Annotated in this window: 22 protein-coding genes; 11 read left to right on the top strand and 11 right to left on the bottom strand. The window is 44.4% G+C overall.

From position 1 onward, the window contains the following. The first annotated feature begins 7 nt into the window (after positions 1 to 7). The 3 genes from B3D47_RS12250 to B3D47_RS12240 are packed head-to-tail and all read left to right on the top strand — an operon-like array spanning position 8 to position 4,789. A complete protein-coding gene (locus tag B3D47_RS12250; protein ID WP_286862244.1) occupies positions 8 to 1,381 on the top strand; it encodes an efflux RND transporter periplasmic adaptor subunit in 1,374 nt (457 codons plus the stop codon). Positions 1,382 to 1,383: 2 nt separating this feature from the next. Continuing rightward, entirely contained in the window at positions 1,384 to 3,360 is a 1,977-nt protein-coding gene (locus B3D47_RS12245) for a MacB family efflux pump subunit (RefSeq protein WP_004813135.1), read from the top strand. Between the two features lie 10 nt (positions 3,361 to 3,370). After that, positions 3,371 to 4,789, top strand: coding sequence for an efflux transporter outer membrane subunit (locus tag B3D47_RS12240; protein WP_286862241.1), 1,419 nt, complete (start codon positions 3,371 to 3,373; stop codon positions 4,787 to 4,789). A 41-nt stretch (positions 4,790 to 4,830) separates the two neighbouring features. Here the strand turns inward: B3D47_RS12240 and B3D47_RS12235 are convergent, their stop codons facing one another. Continuing rightward, a complete protein-coding gene (locus B3D47_RS12235) occupies positions 4,831 to 6,663 on the bottom strand; it encodes a tetratricopeptide repeat protein (protein WP_286862240.1) in 1,833 nt (610 codons plus the stop codon). Positions 6,664 to 6,762: 99 nt separating this feature from the next. Then, on the bottom strand, positions 6,763 to 7,533 hold the full coding sequence (locus B3D47_RS12230) for a tRNA threonylcarbamoyladenosine dehydratase (RefSeq protein ID WP_286862238.1): 771 nt from the start codon (positions 7,531 to 7,533) through the stop codon (positions 6,763 to 6,765). Between the two features lie 428 nt (positions 7,534 to 7,961). Here B3D47_RS12230 and B3D47_RS12225 point away from each other — a divergent pair, with 428 nt between their 5' ends. Next, a complete protein-coding gene (locus B3D47_RS12225) occupies positions 7,962 to 8,210 on the top strand; it encodes a hypothetical protein (protein WP_004813139.1) in 249 nt (82 codons plus the stop codon). Between the two features lie 35 nt (positions 8,211 to 8,245). Here the strand turns inward: B3D47_RS12225 and orn are convergent, their stop codons facing one another. Beyond that, on the bottom strand, positions 8,246 to 8,800 hold the full coding sequence (gene orn, locus B3D47_RS12220; protein WP_004813140.1) for an oligoribonuclease: 555 nt from the start codon (positions 8,798 to 8,800) through the stop codon (positions 8,246 to 8,248). Positions 8,801 to 8,924: 124 nt separating this feature from the next. Here orn and rsgA point away from each other — a divergent pair, with 124 nt between their 5' ends. From rsgA to secB, 4 genes are all read left to right on the top strand, one after another. Beyond that, positions 8,925 to 9,983: a small ribosomal subunit biogenesis GTPase RsgA gene (gene rsgA / locus B3D47_RS12215; RefSeq protein WP_004813141.1), complete on the top strand. Its 1,059-nt coding sequence runs from the start codon at positions 8,925 to 8,927 to the stop codon at positions 9,981 to 9,983. 93 nt (positions 9,984 to 10,076) lie between these two features. Beyond that, a complete protein-coding gene (locus B3D47_RS12210; protein ID WP_004813143.1) occupies positions 10,077 to 10,484 on the top strand; it encodes a rhodanese-like domain-containing protein in 408 nt (135 codons plus the stop codon). Positions 10,485 to 10,506: 22 nt separating this feature from the next. Then, positions 10,507 to 10,761, top strand: coding sequence for a glutaredoxin 3 (grxC, locus tag B3D47_RS12205; RefSeq protein ID WP_004813145.1), 255 nt, complete (start codon positions 10,507 to 10,509; stop codon positions 10,759 to 10,761). A 38-nt stretch (positions 10,762 to 10,799) separates the two neighbouring features. Then, positions 10,800 to 11,258, top strand: coding sequence for a protein-export chaperone SecB (secB, locus tag B3D47_RS12200; RefSeq protein WP_004813149.1), 459 nt, complete (start codon positions 10,800 to 10,802; stop codon positions 11,256 to 11,258). Positions 11,259 to 11,318: 60 nt separating this feature from the next. Here secB and B3D47_RS12195 read toward each other — a convergent pair whose 3' ends face one another. The 6 genes from B3D47_RS12195 to B3D47_RS12170 form a co-directional block, all read right to left on the bottom strand. Continuing rightward, positions 11,319 to 11,714: a cytochrome b562 gene (locus B3D47_RS12195; RefSeq protein ID WP_004890041.1), complete on the bottom strand. Its 396-nt coding sequence runs from the start codon at positions 11,712 to 11,714 to the stop codon at positions 11,319 to 11,321. A gap of 179 nt (positions 11,715 to 11,893) precedes the next feature. Then, positions 11,894 to 12,700 carry an enoyl-ACP reductase FabI gene (locus tag B3D47_RS12190; protein WP_163172153.1) on the bottom strand — a complete coding sequence of 269 codons (807 nt, stop codon included), beginning with the start codon at positions 12,698 to 12,700 and terminating at the stop codon, positions 11,894 to 11,896. 129 nt (positions 12,701 to 12,829) lie between these two features. Continuing rightward, entirely contained in the window at positions 12,830 to 13,651 is an 822-nt protein-coding gene (locus B3D47_RS12185; RefSeq protein ID WP_286862235.1) for a TatD family hydrolase, read from the bottom strand. Continuing rightward, positions 13,648 to 14,601: an RsiV family protein gene (locus B3D47_RS12180; RefSeq protein ID WP_286862233.1), complete on the bottom strand. Its 954-nt coding sequence runs from the start codon at positions 14,599 to 14,601 to the stop codon at positions 13,648 to 13,650. Before B3D47_RS12180 ends, B3D47_RS12185 begins: the two co-directional genes overlap by 4 nt. Before the next feature lie 51 nt (positions 14,602 to 14,652). Then, a complete protein-coding gene (locus tag B3D47_RS12175) occupies positions 14,653 to 15,489 on the bottom strand; it encodes a hypothetical protein (RefSeq protein ID WP_286862231.1) in 837 nt (278 codons plus the stop codon). Positions 15,490 to 15,579: 90 nt separating this feature from the next. Continuing rightward, positions 15,580 to 17,172: a peptide chain release factor 3 gene (locus tag B3D47_RS12170; protein WP_180184574.1), complete on the bottom strand. Its 1,593-nt coding sequence runs from the start codon at positions 17,170 to 17,172 to the stop codon at positions 15,580 to 15,582. A gap of 303 nt (positions 17,173 to 17,475) precedes the next feature. Here B3D47_RS12170 and B3D47_RS12165 point away from each other — a divergent pair, with 303 nt between their 5' ends. Then, the gene (locus B3D47_RS12165; RefSeq protein WP_163172159.1) at positions 17,476 to 17,940 is read left to right on the top strand and encodes a PaaI family thioesterase; all 465 of its coding nucleotides are present in this window, start codon (positions 17,476 to 17,478) and stop codon (positions 17,938 to 17,940) included. A 38-nt stretch (positions 17,941 to 17,978) separates the two neighbouring features. On the opposite strand, the gene B3D47_RS12160 is transcribed toward B3D47_RS12165, so the two are convergent. Together B3D47_RS12160 and B3D47_RS12155 are read right to left on the bottom strand one after the other, a co-directional pair. Further along, complete coding sequence (locus B3D47_RS12160) at positions 17,979 to 20,039, bottom strand: bifunctional diguanylate cyclase/phosphodiesterase (RefSeq protein WP_286862228.1); 2,061 nt, start codon at positions 20,037 to 20,039, stop codon at positions 17,979 to 17,981. 450 nt (positions 20,040 to 20,489) lie between these two features. Next, positions 20,490 to 22,679, bottom strand: a complete 2,190-nt coding sequence (locus B3D47_RS12155) for a carboxy terminal-processing peptidase (protein ID WP_076753043.1) — start codon at positions 22,677 to 22,679, stop codon at positions 20,490 to 20,492. A gap of 200 nt (positions 22,680 to 22,879) precedes the next feature. Between B3D47_RS12155 and nagZ the strand changes: the two genes are divergently transcribed. Further along, entirely contained in the window at positions 22,880 to 23,905 is a 1,026-nt protein-coding gene (gene nagZ, locus B3D47_RS12150; RefSeq protein ID WP_004890126.1) for a beta-N-acetylhexosaminidase, read from the top strand. 115 nt (positions 23,906 to 24,020) lie between these two features. Then, positions 24,021 to 24,887, top strand: a complete 867-nt coding sequence (locus B3D47_RS12145) for a class I SAM-dependent methyltransferase (RefSeq protein ID WP_286862224.1) — start codon at positions 24,021 to 24,023, stop codon at positions 24,885 to 24,887. Positions 24,888 to 24,892: the final 5 nt, after the last annotated feature.

The raw sequence follows: 24,892 nt of genomic DNA, 5'->3' as shown, positions 1-24,892 counted from the left end.
GTTCACTATGCCAAAAATAAAACCGTCCAAACTGATCATGGCAGTAGTCATTGCCATTGCACTTATAGCCACCGGGTGGTATTTCCTCAAACCTGAAGAACAGCCAACACAATACATTACTGCTGAGGTGACTCAGGGAGATATTGAAAACTCGGTACTGGCAACAGGTGTACTGGAAGCCACCAAAATGGTCAGCGTCGGTGCGCAGGTTTCTGGTCAGGTGAAAAGAATGTATGTGCAACTGGGCGATCAGGTTAAACAGGGTCAGTTGATTGCTCAAATTGATTCTGTACGTCAGGAAAATGATTTAAAAACTGCTGAAGCCAGTATTAAAAACCAGATGGCACAACTTGCTGTGCGACAAGCAAATCAGGCCAAAGTTGAAGCAGAATATAACCGTCAGAAAGCCATGTATGCACAGGATGCGACTTCCCGTTCAGAGCTGGAATCAGCCTTGGCAAGTTATAAGACAGCACAAGCGGAGATTACTGCAATTAATGCTCAGATTGAACAGTCACGTTTAACTTTGGCCACTGCAAAAGAAGATCTGGGCTATACCCAAATCGTGGCACCGATGGATGGCACCATTGTGGCGATTGTGACTGAAGAAGGCCAGACCGTAAACGCAAACCAGAGTGCACCGACCATTGTGAAGCTGGCAAAACTCGACACCATGACCATCAAAGCCGAGATTTCTGAAGCAGATGTCATGAAAGTTGAAGAAGGTCAAACGGTTTATTTCACCACCCTAGGCAACAGTGAAAAGAAAATCTACGCGAAACTACGTCAGGTAGAACCAGCACCAAATTCAATTAATACCGATACCAATACTTCAAGTTCATCTTCTAGTTCTGCAGTGTATTACAACGCCTTGTTCGATGTACCGAATGAAGATGGCAAACTGCGTATTGATATGACGGCGCAAGTCTATATTGTGCTGGATGAAGCACGAAATGTATTGACCATTCCAGCCGCTGCGATTCAAACCTCTAACCGTCCACAACGTCCAAATCGTGGTGAAGGCACTCAAGAAACACGTGGCGAGGGTCGTCCACGCAGCGAAGAGTCTGCTGCTCGTGATGAAAGCCGTGCTGACAATGCAAAAGGTGAGCGCCCTGCCCGTCTGGAACTTTCTGATGTAGAACGTGCTCTGGTTGAACAAGGCAAAGCTCAACGTGCCATGGTTCGCGTATTACAAGCAGACGGTACTGCAAAACCAACACCAGTGCTGATCGGCTTGAATAACCGTGTGACAGCGCAAGTAATTAAAGGTCTGAAACGTGGTGATCAGGTGATCATTGCCGATGGTTCAGACACTTCAAATGACGGTGCTAAACGAAGCGGTGGTGGTCGTAGTGGCGCCGGCCCAATGAGAATGTAAGCATGAATCAACAACAACAGCCTCTGTTAGAGGTCAAGAATCTGATTCGTGAATTCCCAGCGGGTGAAAGTACGGTTCAGATTCTCAAGGGTGTTAACCTCGAAATCTATCCCGGCGAGCTGGTTGCCATTGTTGGTCAGTCCGGTTCAGGTAAATCCACCTTGATGAATATTCTGGGCTGTCTGGATAAACCCACTGCTGGTAGCTATAAAGTCAAAGGGCGTGAAACCCGCGAACTGGAAGCGGATGAACTGGCCCAGCTACGCCGTGAATACTTCGGCTTTATTTTCCAGCGTTATCATCTTCTTGGTGACTTGAATGCTGCAGGCAACGTTGAAGTGCCTGCCATTTACGCGGGTGCAGACTCAACTGAACGTCATGAACGCGCTGTCAAATTGCTGACAGATTTGGGGCTAGGTGAAAAAACCGAAAACCGTCCAAGTCAGTTATCTGGTGGTCAGCAGCAGCGTGTTTCAATTGCTCGGGCCTTAATGAATGGTGGTGACGTTATTCTTGCCGATGAACCAACAGGGGCATTGGACAAGAATAGCGGTATTGAAGTAATGCGCATTCTGCGCGAGCTGAATGCCAAAGGTCATACCATTATTCTGGTCACACATGATCATAATGTGGCCAAGAATGCGACCCGTATTATTGAGATTTCAGACGGTAATATTATTTCTGACCAGCAGAATGTACCTGAAGTCGATGATGGTTTTACAAAGCAAACACTAGAACGCAGTGAACAGAAGAAAATCTCCAGCTGGCGTTCAGCAGTAGATCGTCTTGGTGAAGCATTCCGTATGGCGCTACTGGCCATGAATGCCCACCGCATGCGAACCTTTCTGACCATGCTTGGGATTATTATCGGGATTGCCTCCGTGGTTTCCGTGGTTGCGCTGGGTAACGGCTCGCAAAAACAGATTCTGGAAAATATTAGCAGTCTCGGGACCAATACCATTACTGTATTCCAGGGCCGCGGCTTCGGGGATAATTCACGGTCCTCGCAAGCCAAAACCCTGATTCCTGCCGATGCGGATGCTCTGGCAGAACAGCCGTATGTTGATGGTGTCAGTCCATCGGTCAACAGCAGTGTCACTGGACGGTATAAAGAGATTGAAGCTTCAACCACCGTCAACGGCGTCAGTGAAGACTTCTTCTATGTCAGAGGCATGACTTTTAAGTCCGGTCAGCCTTTTGATAAGGAAAGTGTGACTGAACAGGCTCAAGATGTGGTCATTGATACCAATACCCAAAACACTTTCTTCAAAGATGGTACCAATCCGGTTGGACAGGTGATTTTGCTGGGTAGTGTACCAACCCGAGTGATTGGAGTCATTGATGCGCAAAAAGGCATGATGGGCAACAATGATACGCTGAATGTATACCTGCCTTATTCAACTGTCATGAGCCGTATGCTGGGACAGTCAAATGTGCGTCAGATCATTGTACGTATTAAAGATGAGTACCCAAGTGCCGCGGCTGAAAATGCGATCCTGAACTTACTGGTACAGCGCCACGGTGCGCAGGATGTATTCACTCAGAATGCGGACAGTATTCGTGAAACCATTCAGCAGACGACCCAGACCATGACCTTGCTGATTTCTGCGATTGCAGTCATTTCTCTGGTCGTCGGCGGTATTGGTGTGATGAACATCATGCTGGTGTCGGTAACAGAACGTACCCAGGAAATTGGGGTACGTATGGCGGTCGGTGCCCGTCAAAGTGATATTCTGCAGCAGTTCCTGATTGAAGCAGTACTGGTGTGTATTCTGGGCGGCATTTTGGGTGTGCTGCTATCCCTCGGGATTGGTCAACTCATTACCCATTTTGCTGGAGGTACTTTCCAGATGGCATATTCGACCACTTCCATTGTGGCAGCCTTTGTCTGCTCTAGCCTGATCGGTATTGTGTTCGGCTTTATCCCGGCGCGTAATGCAGCACGACTAAATCCTGTCGATGCTCTCTCTCGAGAATAAGGAATCTGATATGCAAATGAATTTAACCAAACTTGCCAGTGCCCTGCTTCTCGGGAGTTCACTGGTGGGGTGTGCAGCTGTGGTAAAAACACCCTATGAACAGCCAAGCATAGCTGTGCCTGGCAGTTTTCAGAATAATACTGCGCTAAGTAAGCAGATTTATGATGATGTCCTGGCTGACCAGTGGTGGACCTTATTTAGAGACCCACAGCTAAATACGCTTGTCGAGGATGTATTATCACGCAATAGCAACCTTGCAGTAGCCGGGATTAATCTGCAACAGGCACGTATTCAGACCAGACAAACACAAAGCCAGCAAGGTATACGCATTGGTGATGCACGTGTTTCAACTGGTCGTCAGTTTAGTCTGGATGGCGACGGTGACCGTTCTACTGGAATTTCACTAGGTTATCCTGGTCTTAGTTATGAGCTGGATCTATTTGGCAAGCTTGCCAATCAGACTGAAGCAGCCCGTTGGGAAGCTCGTGCTACTGAACAAGACTTGCAGGCAACGGCGCAAAGCCTGATTGGAACGACTGCACAGCTTTACTGGCAATTGGCTTATTTAAATGAGCGCTATAGTGTCGTACAGCAGAACCTGGCAACGGCACAGAAGACTTATGACCTGGTACGGGTACAGTATCGTGCTGGTGCAGTTTCCGGACTAGATCTGACCCAGGCTGAACAGGCAATCCAGAGCCAGCAAGCTACTTTAAGTCAGATCGAGCAACAACGCGTTGAAACACGTACCGCATTTGCAGTCCTTATGAATATGCCGGTGCAGCAGCTTTCTATTCAGGAACCACAACGTCTGCCGAATATTGCCTTGCCTGCGATTGAAGCGGGTTTGCCTGCAAGTCTGCTGTCACGTCGTCCAGACTTAAATGCTGCTGAATTGCGTTTACGTAAAGCGCTTGCCAATAAAGATGCTAACAAGGCTAGCTATTATCCATCAATTAGTCTGACCGGTAGCTTAAGTACGGGTATTGGTACCAGCACGTCTTTGTCAGATGCGCTAAAAAATCCGGTTGCAACATTGGGCGCAGGTCTCACCTTGCCCTTCCTGCAATGGAATGACATGAAACGTGATCTACAAGTGAATGAACTGGAATATGAAAAAGCAATTCTGCAATATCGCCAAACCATTTATGAAGCTTTTGCCGATGTAGAAAATGCCCTGTCAAATCGTACTGAGCTGACAAAACAGGTCGAGCTACAGCGTCGTAATGTCGAGCTGGCAGAGAAAACAGAACGTTTGACTGAAGTGCGTTATCGTAATGGTGCAGTTGCCTTGAAGAACTTACTTGATGCGCAGGAAACCACACGTAATGCGCGCCTCAGTCTGGTACAAACGCGTCAAAATCAATACAACGCTTATGTCACTTTGCTGCAGGCGCTGGGTGGTAGTCCAATCAAGCAATTACCATGATATCTTCAAATAAAAAAACCGCTGCCGAGGCAGCGGTTTTTTTATGCCAGTCTATTTTTCATTTGCAGATAGGCATTTAAATTGTTGAGCTGCTCCTGTGAAGCTGCATGTCCTAGCAAACTTCCCTTCTCTAGCCATGCTCGGGCAAGCGTTACATCACGATTTACACCAATACCCTTGGTGTATACACGTCCCAGATGACCATAAGCGTCAGCATTGACCTGTGCAGCAGCTTTATAATAGAACTGGATTGCTTGATCCATATTAGTTTCAACACCAATACCGTGTTCCATCACTTCCCCGAGCGCATTCAAGGCCATGGCATTTTGCTGGGCAGCAGCCTGCTTTAAATAATTCAGACCTAAAGCAATCTCCTGCTCTACGCCTTCACCTTTAAGATACATCACCCCAAGCTGTGCCTGTGCATGTGCATGACCGAACTGAGCCGCTTGATGCAAATAGCGTTTAGCCTGATCTTCGTCAATAATAAATACCGGATATTGACCTGACAGTGCCTGATACAAATACCAGGCGGCATCAGCCGAACCTTTGCTTACGGCCTGATTCAGATATTGAATGGCCTTATCACGGTTGGGCAATGGATACTCGGGCAGGCTATAGAAACGCCCAACGATATAAATCAAATCAGCTTCAGATTGTGTACTGATATTCCAGCGTTGCTGCGCGATCTGCTGAATGATTTGCGTGGCTTTAGCGGTATCTTTAACTGTACCAATACCATGCAGATAGCACAGTGCGAGACCCATCTGGCTATAGAAATAATCTGGATCAATCTTGGCAGCAGCCTGATACAGGCTAAACGCTTTTTCAGGCTCATTTGCGACCAGATAAGACTCATAATATAACGCTGCAATCATGCACAATGCTTGAGGAAACTGAGTATTCGCAGCCTCACTCCAATAGCGAAAAGCCATGGTTTCATTCTTATCGACAAACCAGCCATGAAAATAGGCTAAACCAAGTAAAGTTTTGGCTTGAGCATCTTTATGCTCATAAGACAGCTGTTGCAAATGCTGCAAGATCCGCTGTCGCTGATCAGCATCAATCGTACCTAGTAATACACCAGCATAATATTCATACGCACCATTCTGATCACCCAAATTAACGCTTTGTTTAATGAAGCGTAAGGCTTTTGACTGATCCTGTGGTAATAGCTCACCGCGTACATACAGTTGTGCAATCTGTTGGGTTGCTTCGAGATGATCTTGCTGCGCGGCCAGAAATAGATAATGGATTCCCAAGCTTAAATCTTGGGTGGTACCCTCTGCCAAATAATGTTGTGCCAACTGGTACTGTGAACCAGAGTGTCCCTGATCTGCATTTTGAATCAACAGTTGTAGACGATGCTGTTCTGCTGCATCCTGAGTGGGTTCGGACAATTCGGTGATTCGATACTGGGCTTCCAGATTACCGCGTGCCACGGCATGACGATACCAATACAGTGCTTTTTCGCGATCTCGATGCTGATAGCGGTCATCCTCAAAGACCTGACCCAGATGGTAAGCAGCTTCATCACTGCCAAGACGGAATGCATTTTCAAACAGATTAATCGCATTTTCGGTACTTAGCGGACGCCCCAAACCTTTGAGTTGCATCAGCCCCATACCAACATAGGCCTGAGGGATTTCCTGCTGCTGAGCCAGATCCTGATAGATCTGATAGGCACGCGCATAATTCGACTGCTGCCCTTCAGTACTGAGACGAGCAGCATGCTTGAGCTGGGCCTCAATCTGTTCAATCCATAGGTCATGTTGCACTGCCCTGGCTTGATCTCGTGTTACCGGGTCAGGACGCTTCCACATCCAGATCCCCAACGCCACGATTCCCAAAATCAGCACCAGTAAGAACCACATAGCTGCTCCCTGATATTGTTTTTTGTTATATGAATATAGTCTTCATTCTAAACGCAGGCACAAAAAAAGCACAGTAACTGTGCTTTTTTATTTTGTATATCAGTCTTTTGCTCGCTTCATATCCAACTTTTTCAACACTTCTGATACTGCAACCATGGCAAAACTGGAAGTCACCACTACCGCTGAACCATAGCCACCGCAACGTAAGCCCGCGCTTGGACAGACATCGGCACTGGAGAAGGGATTGTCGATTGAATAAACACAGGTAATGCCAAATTTTTCTTTCGGTTTTTTACAGATACCTTTTGCACGTAATTGCGTACGTAATTTTGCCAGCATCGGGTCCTGTTCAGTTTTGGATAAATCAGCCACCCGGATTTTTAATGGGTCCAGTTTACCGCCTGCTCCACCCGAGACAATCAGAGGAATTTTATTGAAACGACAATGCAGCATCAAAGCAAATTTAGCTTTTACATCATCAATACAGTCCAGAATGATGTCAGGATTACCTGCCAGGATTTCTTTGACATTTTCAGGCGTGAGATAGTCATCAATCAAGTTTACTTTAATACGTGGGTTAATCGCACGGCAGCGTTCAGCCATGATTTCAATCTTTTCACGGCCTAAGGTGGTCGTCATCGCGGGTAACTGGCGATTGATATTCGATGCCGCCACTACATCCATATCAACAATAGTCAGTTCACCGATTCCGGTACGTGCCAGTGCTTCGACTGCCCATGAACCGACACCGCCAATTCCAATCACCATCACATGACTGTTTTCATAATGATTAAAGCTGTCATCGCCATAAATTTTGGCTACACCGGCAAAGCGGCGGTCATATTCATCATCTTGAAGCAGATCAGTCATAGGTCATCAATAGCAAGAAAAACATCGGGGGCATTTTAGCAAATTCGCAGCCGGTTGACTGCCACTAAAATTCAGACACAAAATCAGTCAAAAAACTATTCTTTAACCATCCATAAAAAGCTTAAAATCGATCAAATTCTATTCGCCATTAAAATCATCACAATAGATCTTTTTCAAAAATCAAAAAATGATCGTTATATTCATATTTAAATAGATATTGAAAGTTCCTTCTCCCTCTAGAATGAGAAGTATTACTTCGCAAGAGGAGAAGGGAGATTTCTTAGATATAACCTTTTCCTTGCGCAGTAGTGCTACTCATCTCCTACAAAGAGGAGAATTTCATTTTAATGATTAAAAAATGATTTATGAAAGAAGCCTAATAACCAGAATATTTTAATCCTTCTCAGCTTATAGGGAGTCAGGTCAGTATGCTATTTAACGCTCTTTATGCACTCATGGTTGTTCTGTTCCTGCTTTATCTTTATGGCTTAGTTTTCAAAAAGCAGAAAAATTATTATATCAGTATCATGATTCGCTTACTGACTTTGGGATTATTTGCTTTAATTGTCTTTGATCAACATGAAACCCAGATCCATCTGGCTTTGGTCCTGCTCACCTGGGTACTGTTTGAAAGCAGCGACAATTTTTATAATAAAAGACTCTCTTCAAGTAAATAAAAAAGAGGCTTTACGCCTCTTTTTCAATGTCCGGATTATTTGTTCATAATGAAAAAATATTCACGATAGTATTTCAGTTCAGCAATTGAATCACGAATATCATCCATCGCCAGATGTGAAGCATTTTTCTTAAGACCACTCATGATTTCCGGACGCCAGCGTTTTGCCAACTCTTTCACTGAAGACACATCCAGGTTACGGTAATGGAAATATTGCTCCAGTTCTGGCATCAGACGGTGCAAGAAGCGACGATCCTGACAGATCGAATTACCACACATGGGTGATACTTTTGGATTGACCCATTTTTTCAGGAATTCAATGGTTTGTTGTTCAGCATCTTGTGCAGTAAGTTTGCTGCGACGCACACGCTCCACCAGACCCGATTGTCCATGTTGACGGGTATTCCATTCATCCATGGCATTGAGCACACGATCCGACTGATGAACTGCAAGGACAGGACCTTCGGCAAGAATATTTAAATTGTCATCGGTTACAATCGTTGCAACTTCAATAATCTGGTCATTGTCTGTATCCAGACCTGTCATTTCCAGGTCGATCCAAATCAGGCGGCTATCCGGGGTGCTGCTCATAAATGTGCAATCTTATTAGGCTATAAAACATTTATAGTAGCAAATTTATTACGTCGATGCTGTAACTGACACCCTGCTTCATGCTATTTTTGCCATCTCGCTCCCATGGTTTTTTAGGATTTGAATGGCTTTAATACGTAAACGTCGTTTAACTGAACAACAACAACGTCGTATTCAAAAACAGCACAAAACGCGTCAGGAAGAGGCGGATACCTCCCAAGACCTGGAAGGACTGGTCGTGCAGCATTATGGTCGACAGCTAGAAGTCCAGGCGCTTTCGGTTCCTGAACTGCATCCTGAAAAACCGGTGGTGGCTGAAGGTGAACCTGAACCCTTCTGGAAAGAAATTGAAATGGGCAGCGTGTGGCGCTGTCATACCCGTACTAACCTTGAATTGCTGGTCACAGGTGACCGGGTCAAATGGCAGGCTGATCCAAATACTGGCTTGGGAATTATCACTGCGATTCATCCGCGTAAATCACTGCTGACCCGACCTGACCGTTATCACAAGGTTAAACCGGTCGCAGCCAATATTTCCCTGATTGTGATTGTATTTGCACCATTGCCTGAGCCAGCGCCAGGCCTGATTGATCGTTATCTGGTGGCTTGTGCCGATGCAGAGATTCCCGCACTACTAGTCCTGAATAAATCAGACTTGCTCAAGGAAAATGATCCAATTCTGGAACTGCTCAAAGAATATGAAAATCTGGGTTATGAAGTCATGCAGACCCAGTCTGATGGAGATCTGACTGAACTTTCTGCGCGTCTCAATGATGAAACAGTCGCATTTGTGGGGCAATCAGGTGTAGGCAAAAGCACCCTGATCAATGCCATCGTGCCGGATGCAGCTCAAAAAACGAATGTTATTTCTGAAAACTCGGCATTGGGTCAGCATACAACAACTTCAACACGCCTGATTTCCTTTGGTGATGGCGCAGCGCTGATTGACTCTCCGGGGATTCGTGAATTTGGCCTGTGGCATTTGACTTTAGACAAGGTACAAACCGGTTTTCCAGAGATTGAAAATCTGCTAGGGCACTGTCAGTTCCGTAACTGCACGCATAAACATGAAAAGCAATGTGCTTTACGTCAGGCAGCAGATTCAGGTGAAATTTTGCCGCGTCGTTTGGACAGCTATCTGCGATTAATTGATGAAATCACGGAAGCTCAACAAAAAAATTGATATTCTTAAGCTTTAGCCCTTGAAGCGGTGATTTTGATCACCATATTTATGAGCTATACTCTTGGCAATTTTGAAATTGTAATTAGGTGAATTGTGGAACGTTGGTTCGAGTTTATGGGGAATCACCCCTTTTTGTTTGGTGCACTTGCAGCATTGGTGGTTTTGTTCTTCATTATCGAAGGTCAACGTAACGGTCGTAAAATTTCTCCGCAATCGCTGGGAATTTTGGTTAAGGCAAAAAATGCCATGCTGATCGACCTGCGTGATGCCAAAGATTTCCGTGAAGGTCATATCAGCGGTAGCCGTAATATTCCATACAGCCAAATTACCAAACATGTCGAAGAGTTAAAAACAGCAGATCGCCCATTGGTGTTCATTTGTAATCTTGGGCAAGTTGCAGGTACTGCGCTACAACAGGTCGGTCATGCAGATGCTTACCGTCTTGATGGCGGCATCAGCAACTGGAAAGCCCAAGGCTTACCTCTGGTGAAAAGTAAATAATTTACGATCAGGAGATTCATTCATGGCTGAAGTCATTATCTATTCAACGACTGTGTGTCCATACTGTGTCCGTGCAAAACAGCTCCTTGAGCGTAAGGGCGTAGAATATAAAGAAATCAATCTGTCTAAAGAAGATCCGCAGGTTCGTCTTGATTTGATGCAACGCACCAATCACCGTACCGTGCCACAGATTTTTATTAATGAACAATTTATCGGCGGTTTTGACCAGCTTTACGCTTTAGAGCGTGAAGGCAAACTCGACGAATTACTGGCTTAATTGCCTTTTAATTATCACCTCATATTAAGGATTAAAGAATGAGTGAAGAACAACAAGCTCAACCACAATTGGCATTAGAGCGTATTTATACCAAAGACATTTCTTTTGAAGTACCTGGGGCACAAGTTTTTACCAAGCAATGGCAACCCGAGCTGAACATCAACCTTTCTTCTTCTGCAGAAAAGATTGATCCAACTCACTTTGAAGTCGCTTTAAAAGTGGTAGTACAGGCAAATAACGAAGGTGATACAGCATTTATCGTTGATGTCACTCAAGCAGGTATCTTCCTGATTGATAGCGTTGAAGAAGAGCGTCTGCCTTATATTCTTGGTGCGTACTGCCCGAACATCCTGTTCCCATTCCTTCGTGAAGCAGTGAATGATCTGGTCACTAAAGGCAGCTTCCCACAGCTATTGCTTACACCAATCAACTTTGATGCTGAATTCGAAGCCAACATGCAACGTGCGCAAGCTACTGCTGTTGAAGGTCAAGCTTAATCGTTTGATCCTGAATCAAAAAGACCGCAATTGCGGTCTTTTTTATGGTCTGTTTATAAGTTATTTAAAGGCTTGATGCCCCTGCTTTTTAATCTCATCCATTTTCACGGACAAATTTTGGGCTTCCTGCAACTGCTTAGCAGCAAGCAGCTGTTCTGCCTTTTTAATCTCTATTAGTAAATCCTTTAGCAATCCCTGATAGGCCACTACATGTGCATCTTCGGCTTTCAGTTTTTGCAGCTTGGATGGTAAATGTTTCTGGTAGCTTTTTACAGTTTGCTGCATGATCTGTAATGCTGCTTGTGCCTCTTTAGAATCCTCTGCAGCTTTAAATTTTTTCAAATTTTTATCCAGGTCACGCATGCTGTAATGCTGGTGCTCTTCTACTGCCATAGCCGAAGTTCCCAGACCTAAGCCTATGATGAAAATGATGCTAATCCACAGTGATTTAAACATGTTTATTTTCCTGGTTTTTTTGTTTTAAGCATCTTAATGGCAAAGTATTAAAAGATAGATTATCTTCATCCTATTTTTTAGACTTGATGTCATCAGATTTACATCATTGTCCATTAGCATAAAAAATAAAAACCCCTCAATTGAGGGGTTTTCTTTGCTTGAAATAAGTATTAAAAATCTTATTCTGCATCCAGCATCAGCTCTGCGCTCATGCCAACCGTATTATAACCGGCATCAACATACATGATTTCGCCAGTAATGCCATTCGCCCATGGTGAGCACAGGAATAATGCAGCATTACCAACATCTTCAATAGTGACATTACGTTTAAGCGGAGCCACTTTTTCATTCAAATCCAGCATTTTACGGAAAGATTTAATACCAGACGCTGCAAGGGTACGGATTGGACCAGCTGAGATGGCATTAACGCGGATACCGTCTGCGCCCAAGCTAGATGCCAGGTAACGTACACCCGCTTCTAGAGATGCTTTCGCCAGACCCATCACGTTGTAGTTCGGCATCACGCGCTCAGAACCTTGATAAGTCAGAGTGAGTAGACAACCTTGGCGTGCAGCTAAAAGTGGCTTTGCAGCACGTGCCATCGCGATAAAGCTATAAGCACTGATGTCATGTGCAATCTTGAAACCTTCACGATCCGTCACATCAGTAAAGTCACCGTCTAAGGTATGTGCAGGTGCAAAACCGATTGAATGCACGACTCCATCCAGACCATCCCAGTGTTTTGCCAGTTCTGCAAATGTATGGTCAATTTCTGCATCTACCGCCACATCACAAGGAAATACCAATTCAGAACCGAATTGTGCAGCAAAATCATCTACACGTTTTTTCAGCTTTTCATTTGGATAGGTAAAAGCAAGTTCTGCACCTTCACGGTGTAATGCTTGAGCAATACCAAAAGCAATTGATAATTTACTTGCAATACCTGCGATCAGGAAGCGCTTACCCGCCAATAGTCCTTGTGCCATGTGAATCTCACTCAAAATAATTTATATGCATGATGCCAAGTCTAAAGCATTTTAGAAATTGCATAATGCGCCTTTTTTCATTGGATCATACATTGAAATACAGTTTTCAACTGATGCAAGGATTTTATATTAGATATCCAGAAGCAAAGCCTGATGGGTATTTTTCCAGAGCTGTTCTGCCAGTTCATCTTGATCCATGTGCAAACTTTTAGCCAGTCCTTGCAGCACATAGGGCAGATTTGCAGGCGTATTGCGGGTACGCTGTTCAGTAGAATGCTGACAACATAAGGGCGCCATGTCTGGACAATCGGTTTCAAGGACCAGATGTTCCGGGCCCATCTGCTGTACCACCTGATGCAGTTTTCTGGCATTGGGATTGGTAATTTGTCCTGTCACCCCAATCTTGAAACCCAGTTTGACAAAAGCCTTGGCTTCTTCAATCCCACCACCAAAGGCATGCGCAATACCGCCTTGTTGAAATTGATGCTCTTTCAATATTTTGAGTACTTCTGCATGGGATTTACGGATATGCAGTAAAATCGGTTTGTCATATTGCTGTGCCAGTTCAATCTGAGCAGCAAAAAAGTCTTTCTGCTTCTGGAAAATTTCTTCTTGCTTATGCTGTTTCAGAAACGTATCCAGACCGATTTCACCAATGGCAATACAGTCTTCAGTTTGCAGGATCTGCTCTAAATCCTGCAAATGATCCTGCTGATGTTGCTCGATATAAAAAGGATGTAAGCCGGGAGCTAAATAGCTCCTTGGTGCATCGGCAAGATCATTTAAAAAATGCTGGGTTTGAATCAGGTCCTGAAAACGCTGCTGTAAAAAACCGATCAGGATTAGCCCTTCCACGCCTGCCTTTTTAGCGACATAAGCTAACTGTTCCCGATCATGCTCAAAATCAGGAACATCGAAGTGGGTATGCGTATCAAACAGTTTTAGGCTCATTTTGCAACTTGGGCTTCTGAAGCAGCCTGTTCAGTTTTCGGCAGATACTCTGGTTCTAAGATTCCCTGTAAATCACTATAAGGAATATTTAAACGCGGCAAGCCGACCACATAAGGTCCAATTTCATATTCTGCATATTGCAGTGCCAGACCTTGTTTGGTCAGGAAGAAATTATCCGTTAACTTGAATTTCCAGGCCTGCTCGTATTCTGCAACATCAGTTGCCAGCTCTGAATCAATTACCCAGGTTTTAAAGGCTTCATGCGCTTTAGCTTCCAGCTGAGCCTTTTGTTTTGGCAGGACAATATCCTCCAGTTTGACCAGCTTTTTACTGTCCAGGTCAAAGTTATAATAGTTCTGTGCAGTAGAACCATGTGCCCCACCCAGATAATGTGTACTATTTAATACTACTGTTGCCAGCGGATTTCCAGGATTCAGGATCTTCGGCTTGATCATCAGGCTAATACTGTGATTGGCACTGAGTGCTTTCAGCTCCTTGTCCAGATTCAGGAAAGTCTGCATATAAGGAATAGTCTGCTTTTCCAGCTGCTGACGTGCACTGAGCTGGGGTTGAGTTACAGCTGCCTCTGAAGCTGCGGATTGAACAGGTGTTGGCTCACTGGCAGCTTGTACTTTCGCTGACGTAATCGCATCAACATCAAGCATACCCTTCAGTCGGGTTAAAATCTGTTGATCAATAAATTCATCAATAAAACGCTGATTACTGTTCAGACGTTCAATGGTGATTTCAGGACAGCTTTTACCATCACATTCCGGGAGATCCAGGTTAAGCTTTTCGGTTTCACCCTTGAGCTGGACGATTTCAGGCTCTGCCTGAGTGACTTCCGGTGGATTAACCTCTTTGGCTTCCTTTTCTCGAGGTTGACAGGCAGTCAACAGAATCGCTGTCGCCAGTACAGACAGGCCGAATATCTTGTTATATTTTGGCATTCAATACCCTTTTGTGTTACATCACATTCCACCCGTTCTCGGGCATCAATCCTAAAACATATGCTGATACACTTCAGCTTTCAAGACCTGTTGTGTTTGTTCTTGACTAAGATAAATATCAAGTTGTTTAGCATCCTTGACAATTTCCCCACCACGATAATGCAGCCCAATCCCCTCCTGATCAAAGAACCAGTCAGCTTGCCCCCAATACAATTTTTTCGGGGCAGATTGTCGGACTTCTTTACTATTTTCTTTTAGCCATTTTACATAAGCATCTTGCACGATCTTGTCCATCGTGACCCGTTTTTGTGGATCAATAATTTCTAAGGCCGTCAGATTTTTTTGACTGCGGCGGTCTGCCACATAAAAATAATAGCGTTCCTTCACCGTAACATTTTCCTGCTCTGTATCCACCCCAATCTGCATTAGCACATACTGATTATGCTGATAAGGGATGCGGGTATACATGGAGAGTTGATAGGCTTTGTTGATTTTAATCTGTTCCTGCCAAGCATCTGACTTTTTTACATAGGCATTGACGGCCTGCTGTAAGCTCATGTCCTGCTGCTGATCTTTATCCCGAATCTGATCCTGAATCACCAGTGCCTGTTTACGTTCCATCCACTGGTTCAGCCATGGATCTACCGTATCCAGAGTCTGAATATCGAGTTCGATACAGTTTTTGGTTTCACAAAATGGGAGTGCAATCTTGGCCAGCTGTTCCTGAATATTCAGATAAGGCAATACATCTGCCTTTTCTACTTGCTCAATTTCGACTACCCTATCCTGAGTTTTTGTTTCTGGTTCTGATTTTTTTTGATCGCAGGCGCCCAGCAATAGTCCTAAACTGATTGCTGAACTCAGCATGACTGCATTGCTAAGTTTCATATTCCAAGCAGATTTGAAAAGATAAGTGAATGTAGCACAAAATAAAACAGCTTCCTGAGAAGCTGTTTTATTTTTAAATCATTTTATTACTTAGTGTTCACGGGTATTACGGAACACGATGTCAGGGTAACGTTCCTGCATCAGTTGCAAATTGACACGGCTTGGTGCCAGATAAGTCAGATGACCGCCACCATCCACAGACAACTGGTCATGGGCTTTTTTCTTGAATTCATTAAATTTCTTTTCATCATCACAAGAAACCCAACGCACAGTATTAATACTCACTGGCTCGTACACGCAGTCTACTTTGTATTCTTCTTTCAGACGATACGCCACCACTTCAAATTGCAGCACACCCACCGCACCAACGATCAGGTCATTATTATGTTGCGGCATGAAGACCTGGGTTGCGCCTTCTTCAGAAAGCTCTTTAAGACCTTTTTGTAACTGCTTAGATTTCAATGGATCTTTCAGACGTACACGGCGGAACATTTCCGGCGCAAAGTGTGGAATACCTGTGAACTGCAGATCTTCACCTGAAGTAAAAGTATCACCAATCTGAATAGTGCCGTGGTTATGCAGGCCAATAATATCGCCTGGCCATGCTTCTTCCAGATGCTGACGGTCACCCGCCAGGAAGGTCAATGCATCACTAATACGTACATCTTTACCCAGACGCACATGCTTCATTTTCAGGCCTTTTTCATACTTACCTGAACAGATCCGCATGAAGGCAATACGGTCACGGTGTTTCGGATCCATATTGGCCTGGATCTTGAAGACGAAACCACTAAAACCTTCTTCAGTTGCTTCAACTTTACGGTTTTGTGTTGGATGCGCTTTCGGCTCTGGTGCATATTCACTAAATGCATTCAGGACATGGTCTACACCAAAGTTACCCAATGCCGTACCGAACAACACTGGTGTTTGGCGACCTGCCAGGAATTCTTCACGGTCTAATGGCTCATTGGCCATTTGAACCAGTTCAAGAGATTCTTCAAATGCTGCCCATGCCAGCTCACCTACTTTTTCACGCAGGTCTGTATGGTCATAACCATCCCGTACTTCGATGTCAGTAATCACTGAACCGAAACCCGCCTTATAGACATAGAATTTTTCTTCAATCAGATTGTATACGCCAGCGAAGTCACGACCAGTACCCAGCGGCCAGGTGATTGGCACACATTTAATTTTCAGGACGTTTTCGATCTCGTCCAGAAGCTCAAGCGGCTCACGGATTTCACGGTCCATTTTGTTGACGAAAGAGATAATTGGTGTATCGCGCATACGACACACTTCCATCAATTTAATGGTACGGTCCTCGACACCTTTTGCACCATCAATTACCATCAGCGCCGAGTCCACAGCAGTCAGGGTACGGTAGGTATCTTCCGAGAAGTCTTCATGCCCCGGGGTATCAAGCAGGTTGATCATCTTGTCTTTAAACGGGAACTGCATGACCGAGGTCGTGATCGAAATACCACGTTCCTTTTCCATTTCCATCCAGTCCGAAGTCGCCGCACGGTCAGACTTACGGCTTTTTACCATACCGGCAACCTGGATTGCCTGCCCCCATAACAGCAGTTTTTCTGTCATGGTCGTTTTACCGGCATCGGGGTGGGAAATAATCGCGAAAGTACGTCGCTGAGCGACCTGCGCCGCTAACTCTTGTTTAAAACTCATGGAAAATACCTACTGCAGATCCGCAGTGCAAAAGATCAAGCACGATCAATATGAAAAATTGACGATATTGTAGCAGAATTTCTAAATGCAGTACTCATTCCTCAATGCCCACCCTCTCCTGCACTTTTCCTTTATAGAATGGACAGTTTTTTAGAAGAATACCGTCTTCAGGTTGAAATTTCGGGAGAAATATCGACTTTTATCTCATGGTGAAACCTATTTAAATAGATTTATATTTTAAGAGATCATTTAGCCTTTATAAATTTATTGAAGCGACTGATCACATTTAAATAAGGATAAAAAATGACAAGGATTGCCTTTCAGGATCTGTATGCTGAACCCTACACCCACTGTTATGGCTGTGGACGTGACAATCCACATGGTCATCAACTGAAAAGTTATTGGGATGTCCCTTTTGTACAGACTATTGCACATATTTGCCCCGCCTCTCATTATACCGGCGGTGTACCCGATCATCTGTATGGTGGCTTGATTGCATCTCTTCTAGACTGTCATGGGACCGCCTCTGCGGCAGCATTTAAAAGCCATGCAGCTGGCATCGCCTTTGACGGTGGTGAAGCCTTAATTCGATGTGTCACTGGTAGTCTGAATATTCAGTTTATTCGACCGGTACCTGTGAATACTGAATTGGTGTTGACGGGTCGATTACTGAAAATTGAAGGCCGAAAAATCCAGATTGTACTTTCTCTGTCTGCCCATCAGATTGAATGTGCAAAAGCTGAAATGCTCGCTATTCAAATTAAGTAGCTCCTGAATTGAGGGGCTGATTGATAAAATTAAACAGATTAAGAAACGATAGCGGCTTCGGGTAAATCCTTCACACTAACTGGTCTACTGAATAGGAATCCTTGTAACTGCTGGCAACCCAAACGGGTTAGGATGTCTGCCTGTAACTGAGTTTCTACCCCTTCAGCAGTAACCTGCAAACCCAGCTTAATTGCAAGATGGATAATACTTTCCAGAATCATCTCTTCCTTGGAACCTGCGGTCAGGTCTGCAATAAATTCTTTATCGATTTTCAGCTCATTCACTGGCAGGTTCTTCAGATACAAGAAACTGGAATGTCCTGTACCAAAGTCATCAATTGCTAGCTGAATCCCCATATCACGCAAGCATTCCAGGGTACGCACACTGCTATCAATATGATGCATGGCTGTAGATTCAGTAATCTCAATCATCAAGTGATTCGGATTAATCTGGTAACGTGCTAACAGCTCTTCCAGATTTTTAAATAGGTTCTTATGTTCAAACTGCACAGCAGACAAATTAACAGCAATCGGGAAGAAATTCGTTCCTTCCGTTTCCCATTGATGAATCTGTTTACAGGCCTGCTCCAGTGCCCAATACCCCATCTGAATAATCAGGCCGGTTTTTTCCGCCCCCCGGATAAACATTACTGGTGATAACAAGCCCAGTGCCGGGTGCCGCCAGCGGATCAAGGCTTCAACCCCACAAATCTGCAAATCTTCGGTACGATATTTAGGCTGGTAATACAGCTCAAACTGGTGTTCTTCGACCGCTTTATACAGGTCATTAATCAGCTTGCTCTGACTTCTGGATTCCTTTTCATCATTACTGAAATTGAACAATGAATAGGTATTACGCCCCTGATTTTTGGAAGTCAGCATGGCTGAATCGGCATTGATCAGAAGATCCTGAACATTTTGACCATGTTCCGGGTACATTGAAATACCAATACTCCCTGAAACATTAATCACCTTGCCAGCAATCGTAAAGCTTTCCTGAATCATGCTTAAAATTTTTTCAGCGACTTCAGCGGCCTGTTGCGGTTCTGCATTTTCTAGAATCAACAAGAATTCGTCACCCCCAATTCGCAGCAATCTCGAGTGCTCATTGAGTAAACTATGAATCCGGTTAGCCAGCTGGATCAGGAGCTGGTCCCCCACATGATGTCCAAAGACATCATTTACTGCTTTGAAGCGGTCAAGATCAATATACAGAAAGGCAAACTGTGCATTACGGTAATGATGATCATTAAACAGAAAGTGAGAATACTCTGCCAGATAAAAACGATTGGGTAACTTGGTTAGATTATCCTGCACAGCCAGATTGGCCAGCTCTTTATTGGCCTCAGCCAGTTGACGATTGCGATGCTCAAGACGCTGTTCCAGCATGGCTACACAGAAACCGGCAACAAGAACCAGACAGGTAATGAAAACTACAGTAATCAGTAATTCGCGCTCAAGCGTGGACATTTCGGCCAAGCCTTCACCCACTATGGAATGAAAACTGGTCGCTGCCATCCCGGTATAGTGCATCCCAACAATGGAGAAAGTTAGCATCAATGCCACACCGGCTTTCAGCCAGAAGCTACGGCGAGCAATACTGCGATTCTTAAACAGCATCCAGAAGCCTAAACCAGCCCCGCTAATCGCAATGAGTACCGAACAGATCACCAGTACCGGATCATAGCGGATCACATAACCCTGCACCACCATACTCATCATGCCGGTGTAGTGCATGCCGGAAATTCCCAGCCCCATTAATACCGCGCCGAGTACCAGACGAGGAAAAGGTAGGGTTTGTCGTGTCGTCAGCCATATGGCAAAGGTCGAGGCGATAAAAGCAATAATGTAAGAGGTAACAGTCAGTCCGGAATCAAAATAGGTATTGTCTGGCAAATGACTGGCGGTCATGCCGACAAAGTGCATACACCAGATAGAGAATCCTAAAATCGCACCACTTGTAACCAGAATCAGCTTTTCATATTTGGGAGGAGCTTTATCAAATAACAGCTGTTCAATTGAAATGGCGAGAAAACAAACCACCAAAGCTACAATGAGCGAGCCTATAACCAGATTAATGTCATAATGAACATGAATCATATAAGAGTCCTGTAGAAGCTTGCTTTCCCGAACTGCTTAAGCCCACATTGCATCTTTACCTGCCTAACTCGAGGGCACCCAAGAACATTGCTCAACCCATACACCCTTGGTCATATTTGACCCATAAAAATTTTTTAATTTATCGATACTTGAACCGCAATATTTAAAGCACAACAAAAACTATAATTTTACTGACTTAAATCCAAATCTGACAAAAATAAGAAATATGTGACATATATTAAAAGTGTTTCAAGTTTTAGCAAATGGTTAAATTCATTCATTGACTAGAATTTAGCAGATCTAGATCACAACATTATGAATTTCAACAAAACAGATAGCATTTTTAACACTTATCAACTTTTATCTTGTTTACTATTTTTCAACAAAAAATAGAAAAACAGCCTGCATATGCAGGCTGTTAGTCAAATTAAATTCTTCAATTCTGAATAACTATTTCGCTTTTCCTTGTAAACGGGCATAGTCATGCAAAACATTGGCAGCTTCTACAACAAATACTTCCTCTTCAGGGAGCTGCGGACGATCTTTAGCTTTCATCTTGGCACGTGCTTCAATCAATGCATCCATTGAGGCCTGATAGCTTTCCCAGTTTGGATAAGGTTTCTGACCCGTTGCTGCACGACGTGCATTTTCAGATTCCAAGGTCTTACGTTCAAGTTCCAGCAATTCCGCTTTACGCTGATTCAGATCCAATACTAGACGCTTTTTCTCGTCAGTTTTCTTGGCAATCGCTGTACGTTGCTCAAGATACTTGAATTGTGGATCCAGATTGACACGAACCTGTGAGCTCTTGATCAGATCAGGTACATATTTCTGTACTTCACCTTCACGTTTAAAGGGTGCCGTCGGAATGGTATCCCACTGCAAGGCATTTTTAGCCTTACGCTCACCAAACTCTTCATTGTAAATATCGACCAGTTTGATATCGGGGACCACACCCTTGTTCTGGGTACTACCACCAGTGATACGATAGAACTTACGTTGCGTCAGTGTAGCCTGTCCATGTGCCAAGGTATCCAGCTGTACTTGTGCAGTACCTTTACCTGTCGTGGTGCTACCAATGACAATACCACGTTCATAATCCTGAATTGCAGCAGAGTAGATTTCACTTGCCGATGCAGAAGCGAGGTTGACCATGACCGCCAGTGGACCAGCATAGGTCTGTGCACCGCCATCATCATCTTCAAAGACACTGACATTGCCATTGCCATCACGAATCTGTACTACTGGACCAGACTTGATCACTTGCCCCAGCATACGTGCAACTTCTTCTAATGAACCACCTGGATTATTGCGCAAATCAACAATAATCCCTTCCACATTCTTGGCTGAAAGTTCTTTCAGGGCATTGTTGGTATCTTCAGATACAGAACGATAATCTGTACCCGCACGTCGTGCACGATAGTTTAAGTAGAAAGATGGAATTTCTATCACACCATATTGATACTTTTTACCATCTCGTTGAATCTCGACCACACGGGTACGTACGCCAGCATCTTCTTCCTGGATCACATCACGGGTAATGGTGACATTACGCGCTTGTCCCAGTGTTGCACCAGCGCCCAGCAATTTCAAAGTAACTTTAGTACCACGTTTACCACGAATCAGACCGACAATTTCATTACTCGGCCAACCAATTACATCGACCATTGGTCCGCCATCCTGAGCGACCCCAATAATACGGTCACCGGATTTCACCTGACCTGATTTACTCGCCGGACCACCTTCCACAATAGTTTCAATCTTGGTGTAGTCTTCATTGCCACGTTCTGGGCGAATTGAAACACCCACACCTTCAAGCTGTAAAGTCGTTTGGCGGTTCAGCTCCATCGCATCCACAGGCGGGAAATAATTGCTATGTGGATCATAGGTCAGCATCATGGCATTCAGCGTTTTATCCAGCACATCATCGCTCTTGATGCGACTTAAACGTTCAAGCTGACGGGTATAACGCTTGGTTAAGGTCTGTGCCGGTGTCAAATCCTCTGGACCACTCAGATCCTGACCATTGGCCAGTTCTGGGTTGTCTTTTAATGCTTTTTGTTTGGCCTGCTCTTCTTCTTTACTGATGGTCAGATTAATCAGCTGAGAAACCAGCATTTTTGACCAGTAAGCGCGTTGTTCTTCAGGTGTCTTGAAGAATGGGGCTTTCTCACGGTCAGTCTCAATATAAACATTACTTTGATTCAGGTTTTGAGGCTTTTTCAGTTCATCCAGCATAAAGGTATAGAACTGCTTGAGGCGTTCACTATAGTGTGCATGAATCTCAAATGGACCAGCCAGATTGCCTGATTTCAAGTTGGCACCAAAATTGGCACCATAACGTTTTTTATAGTTATCAATTTCAGGTGCCAGGAACAGGCTATGCTCCGGATCCAGGCTATCAATATAAAAATCAAAAATGCGCTGTGAGGTTTGAGCATCCAGACGCATATTCAAATAGTGCTGACGATCCACTAAAGTAGCCAGCTGTCTAGATACGAGCGCTTGTTCTTGAGATGGTTGAAGGGCTTTGCTTACGACTTCTGATTTTTCAGCAGCAATCGCGTCGCTCACCACATGGGTAAAAAAGAATCCGCCTGTCGCAACTGCAACTGCGCAAGCTACTGTTTGAAGTTTCATAAATAATTCGTACTTCCTTGGCCTTTTGACCAATTTAACCGTGTCGTTTTCCGATCTGAAATAAACGTATCCGGGATCTTAAACAACTTAATAAGTTTATGTTGTGTAGTTTTATCATATTCTGTGCAGTCAAAGTGTAGCAAAAGATTGCAGAAATCAGGTATTGTTTTCGCTGAAAAATTCTAATATGGACACCGCATATGATTGGCGCATTGATGCTCGACATCGCTGGCACTCACCTTACCCAGGAAGATATTGAACTGCTACAGGCTCCGCAGGTTGGCGGGGTCATTCTGTTTGGCCGTAATATTGAATCACCTGCACAGGTTCGCGCCCTGACAGATCATATGCGTCAGATTCGCCCGGATATTCTGATTGCAGTCGATCAGGAAGGTGGTCGCGTTCAGCGCTTGAAACAGGGCTTTACTCTACTCCCGGCCATGGGTCATTTTGGAGAACTTTACCAAAGTAAACCTGAACGTGCGTTAGAATTGTCAGAGAAATGTGGCTGGTTAATGGCGATTGAAGTGCTGGCAGTCGGCATTGATTTTAGCTTTGCTCCTGTGCTGGATCTGAATGATATCAGCGATGTTATTGGTGACCGTAGTTTTGCCACAAATATTCAGGACATCATTCCACTGGCAAGCGCTTTCCTGAAAGGTATGAAACGTGCTGGCATGGCATCGACCGGTAAACACTTCCCGGGTCATGGTTCTGTAAAAGCCGATTCTCATGTGGCAGCGGCTGTAGATCCACGCAGCTATGAAGAAATCCAGCAAAAAGACATGCAGACCTTTATTCAGCTACAGCCACAACTGGATGCCTTGATGCCAGCGCATGTGATCTACAGTCAGGTTGATCCCAATCCAGCCGGTTTTTCAGAATTCTGGATTCAGAAAATCTTACGTCAGGAACTTGGTTTTAACGGTGTATTGTTCTCGGATGATTTGAGTATGCAAGCTGCCTGTGTCGCAGGTGGCGCTGATGCCCGTATTCAGGCAGCGCTGAAGGCAGGTTGTGATATGGGGCTGGTCTGTAATGACCGGGCAGCACAATGCCTGGCCCTTGAGGGAATTGTAGATTTACCATTGCCGAATCAGGAACGTCTGCAACGCATGCGCGGTCGTATTCCTCAGATTCAGATTGATGACGTTTTAGATCTTGGCGAAGAATGGCGTCAGGTTCGTGATGAAATTACAGGATTTAGAAATCAGGTGGCTTCATAAGCATATTTAGCTAGTACGATTCAGGAATACGATAAAAGGAACACCACAAGTGTTCCTTTTTGTTTATGATGTAAAAATACAAAAACTTATACAATAACAATAAGGTCAGGAAGACATGACACAACCACTCTCGCAACATCGACATATCTCTTTTACTGCGCACTATACCGGCTATATCTGGTACCAAATGGGAATTTCTCATCCAGTGTTTGCGACTGGGCGAGGTAAATTTCTCGCTGCATTGGTCCATCCCTTGGAAACCTGGGCTGAAAAGCACGTGGGCGGCAGTATGCGTACTACCTTGAAACAGCGCCACCAGATGATTGATGAACATCTCTGTCAGCTCATTACTCAGCACCCACAGCTACAAGTACTGGAAATTGCTTGCGGACTATCTCCGCGTAGCTGGAATTTCAGACAAAAATTTCCTGAAATCAATTACCGCGAACTTGATCTGCCAGATATGGCCAAGATCAAAACTCAGGCGCTGAAAATTCTGGATCAGGATGCACCAGAAGTCTTGACTGCTGATATTTTTAGTGCAGAGCTGGCCAATATTTTTCAGGTTTTTGATTCTGAACGACCACTAGTGGTCATTAGCGAAGGACTGATCAACTACTTTGACAAGGACATGCTGCACACCTTATTAAAAGGTATTACCGAGTATGGACAACGCTTTCCGGAAATTCATTACCTCAGCGATATTTACCCTGAACCGGTGAAGAACCGATTAGCCAGCTTTATCTGGACATGCAGCCGTTTACTGAAGTTTATGTCACGTAGTGCTTTTACTTTCCACTTTAAGTCCCCCCAAGAATTACAGCAGTTTTGTCAGCAGACCGGTTTTATAGCGGTAGAAGTAAAACAGCCGCAGCGCTATTTTGCCCAACCTCAGCAGTCCAATCCAGCATCTGAGCAAGATGAGCATTTAGGTGATCTAGTCTGGATGATTCATGCGACCAAAAAAAACAGCGTTGAATAACGCTG

The sequence above is a fragment of the Acinetobacter sp. UBA3461 genome (genome assembly GCF_002381195.1).
In the GTDB taxonomy this organism is placed as follows: Bacteria; Pseudomonadota; Gammaproteobacteria; order Pseudomonadales; family Moraxellaceae; genus Acinetobacter; species Acinetobacter schindleri.
The sequence above is the reverse complement of the archived record's forward strand: the minus strand, read 5'-3'. Positions and strand labels throughout refer to the sequence as shown.

Excerpts from the sequence above, each read along its gene's own strand:
- B3D47_RS12250 (WP_286862244.1), top strand. The coding sequence starts at position 8 with ATGCCAAAAATAAAACCGTCCAAACTGATCATGGCAGTAGTCATTGCC.
- B3D47_RS12245 (WP_004813135.1), top strand. The coding sequence starts at position 1,384 with ATGAATCAACAACAACAGCCTCTGTTAGAGGTCAAGAATCTGATTCGT.
- B3D47_RS12240 (WP_286862241.1), top strand. The coding sequence starts at position 3,371 with ATGCAAATGAATTTAACCAAACTTGCCAGTGCCCTGCTTCTCGGGAGT.
- B3D47_RS12235 (WP_286862240.1), bottom strand. The coding sequence starts at position 6,663 with ATGTGGTTCTTACTGGTGCTGATTTTGGGAATCGTGGCGTTGGGGATC.
- B3D47_RS12230 (WP_286862238.1), bottom strand. The coding sequence starts at position 7,533 with ATGACTGATCTGCTTCAAGATGATGAATATGACCGCCGCTTTGCCGGT.
- B3D47_RS12225 (WP_004813139.1), top strand. The coding sequence starts at position 7,962 with ATGCTATTTAACGCTCTTTATGCACTCATGGTTGTTCTGTTCCTGCTT.
- orn (WP_004813140.1), bottom strand. The coding sequence starts at position 8,800 with ATGAGCAGCACCCCGGATAGCCGCCTGATTTGGATCGACCTGGAAATG.
- rsgA (WP_004813141.1), top strand. The coding sequence starts at position 8,925 with ATGGCTTTAATACGTAAACGTCGTTTAACTGAACAACAACAACGTCGT.
- grxC (WP_004813145.1), top strand. The coding sequence starts at position 10,507 with ATGGCTGAAGTCATTATCTATTCAACGACTGTGTGTCCATACTGTGTC.
- secB (WP_004813149.1), top strand. The coding sequence starts at position 10,800 with ATGAGTGAAGAACAACAAGCTCAACCACAATTGGCATTAGAGCGTATT.
- B3D47_RS12195 (WP_004890041.1), bottom strand. The coding sequence starts at position 11,714 with ATGTTTAAATCACTGTGGATTAGCATCATTTTCATCATAGGCTTAGGT.
- B3D47_RS12190 (WP_163172153.1), bottom strand. The coding sequence starts at position 12,700 with ATGGCACAAGGACTATTGGCGGGTAAGCGCTTCCTGATCGCAGGTATT.
- B3D47_RS12185 (WP_286862235.1), bottom strand. The coding sequence starts at position 13,651 with ATGAGCCTAAAACTGTTTGATACGCATACCCACTTCGATGTTCCTGAT.
- B3D47_RS12180 (WP_286862233.1), bottom strand. The coding sequence starts at position 14,601 with ATGCCAAAATATAACAAGATATTCGGCCTGTCTGTACTGGCGACAGCG.
- B3D47_RS12175 (WP_286862231.1), bottom strand. The coding sequence starts at position 15,489 with ATGAAACTTAGCAATGCAGTCATGCTGAGTTCAGCAATCAGTTTAGGA.
- B3D47_RS12170 (WP_180184574.1), bottom strand. The coding sequence starts at position 17,172 with ATGAGTTTTAAACAAGAGTTAGCGGCGCAGGTCGCTCAGCGACGTACT.
- B3D47_RS12165 (WP_163172159.1), top strand. The coding sequence starts at position 17,476 with ATGACAAGGATTGCCTTTCAGGATCTGTATGCTGAACCCTACACCCAC.
- B3D47_RS12160 (WP_286862228.1), bottom strand. The coding sequence starts at position 20,039 with ATGATTCATGTTCATTATGACATTAATCTGGTTATAGGCTCGCTCATT.
- B3D47_RS12155 (WP_076753043.1), bottom strand. The coding sequence starts at position 22,679 with ATGAAACTTCAAACAGTAGCTTGCGCAGTTGCAGTTGCGACAGGCGGA.
- nagZ (WP_004890126.1), top strand. The coding sequence starts at position 22,880 with ATGATTGGCGCATTGATGCTCGACATCGCTGGCACTCACCTTACCCAG.
- B3D47_RS12145 (WP_286862224.1), top strand. The coding sequence starts at position 24,021 with ATGACACAACCACTCTCGCAACATCGACATATCTCTTTTACTGCGCAC.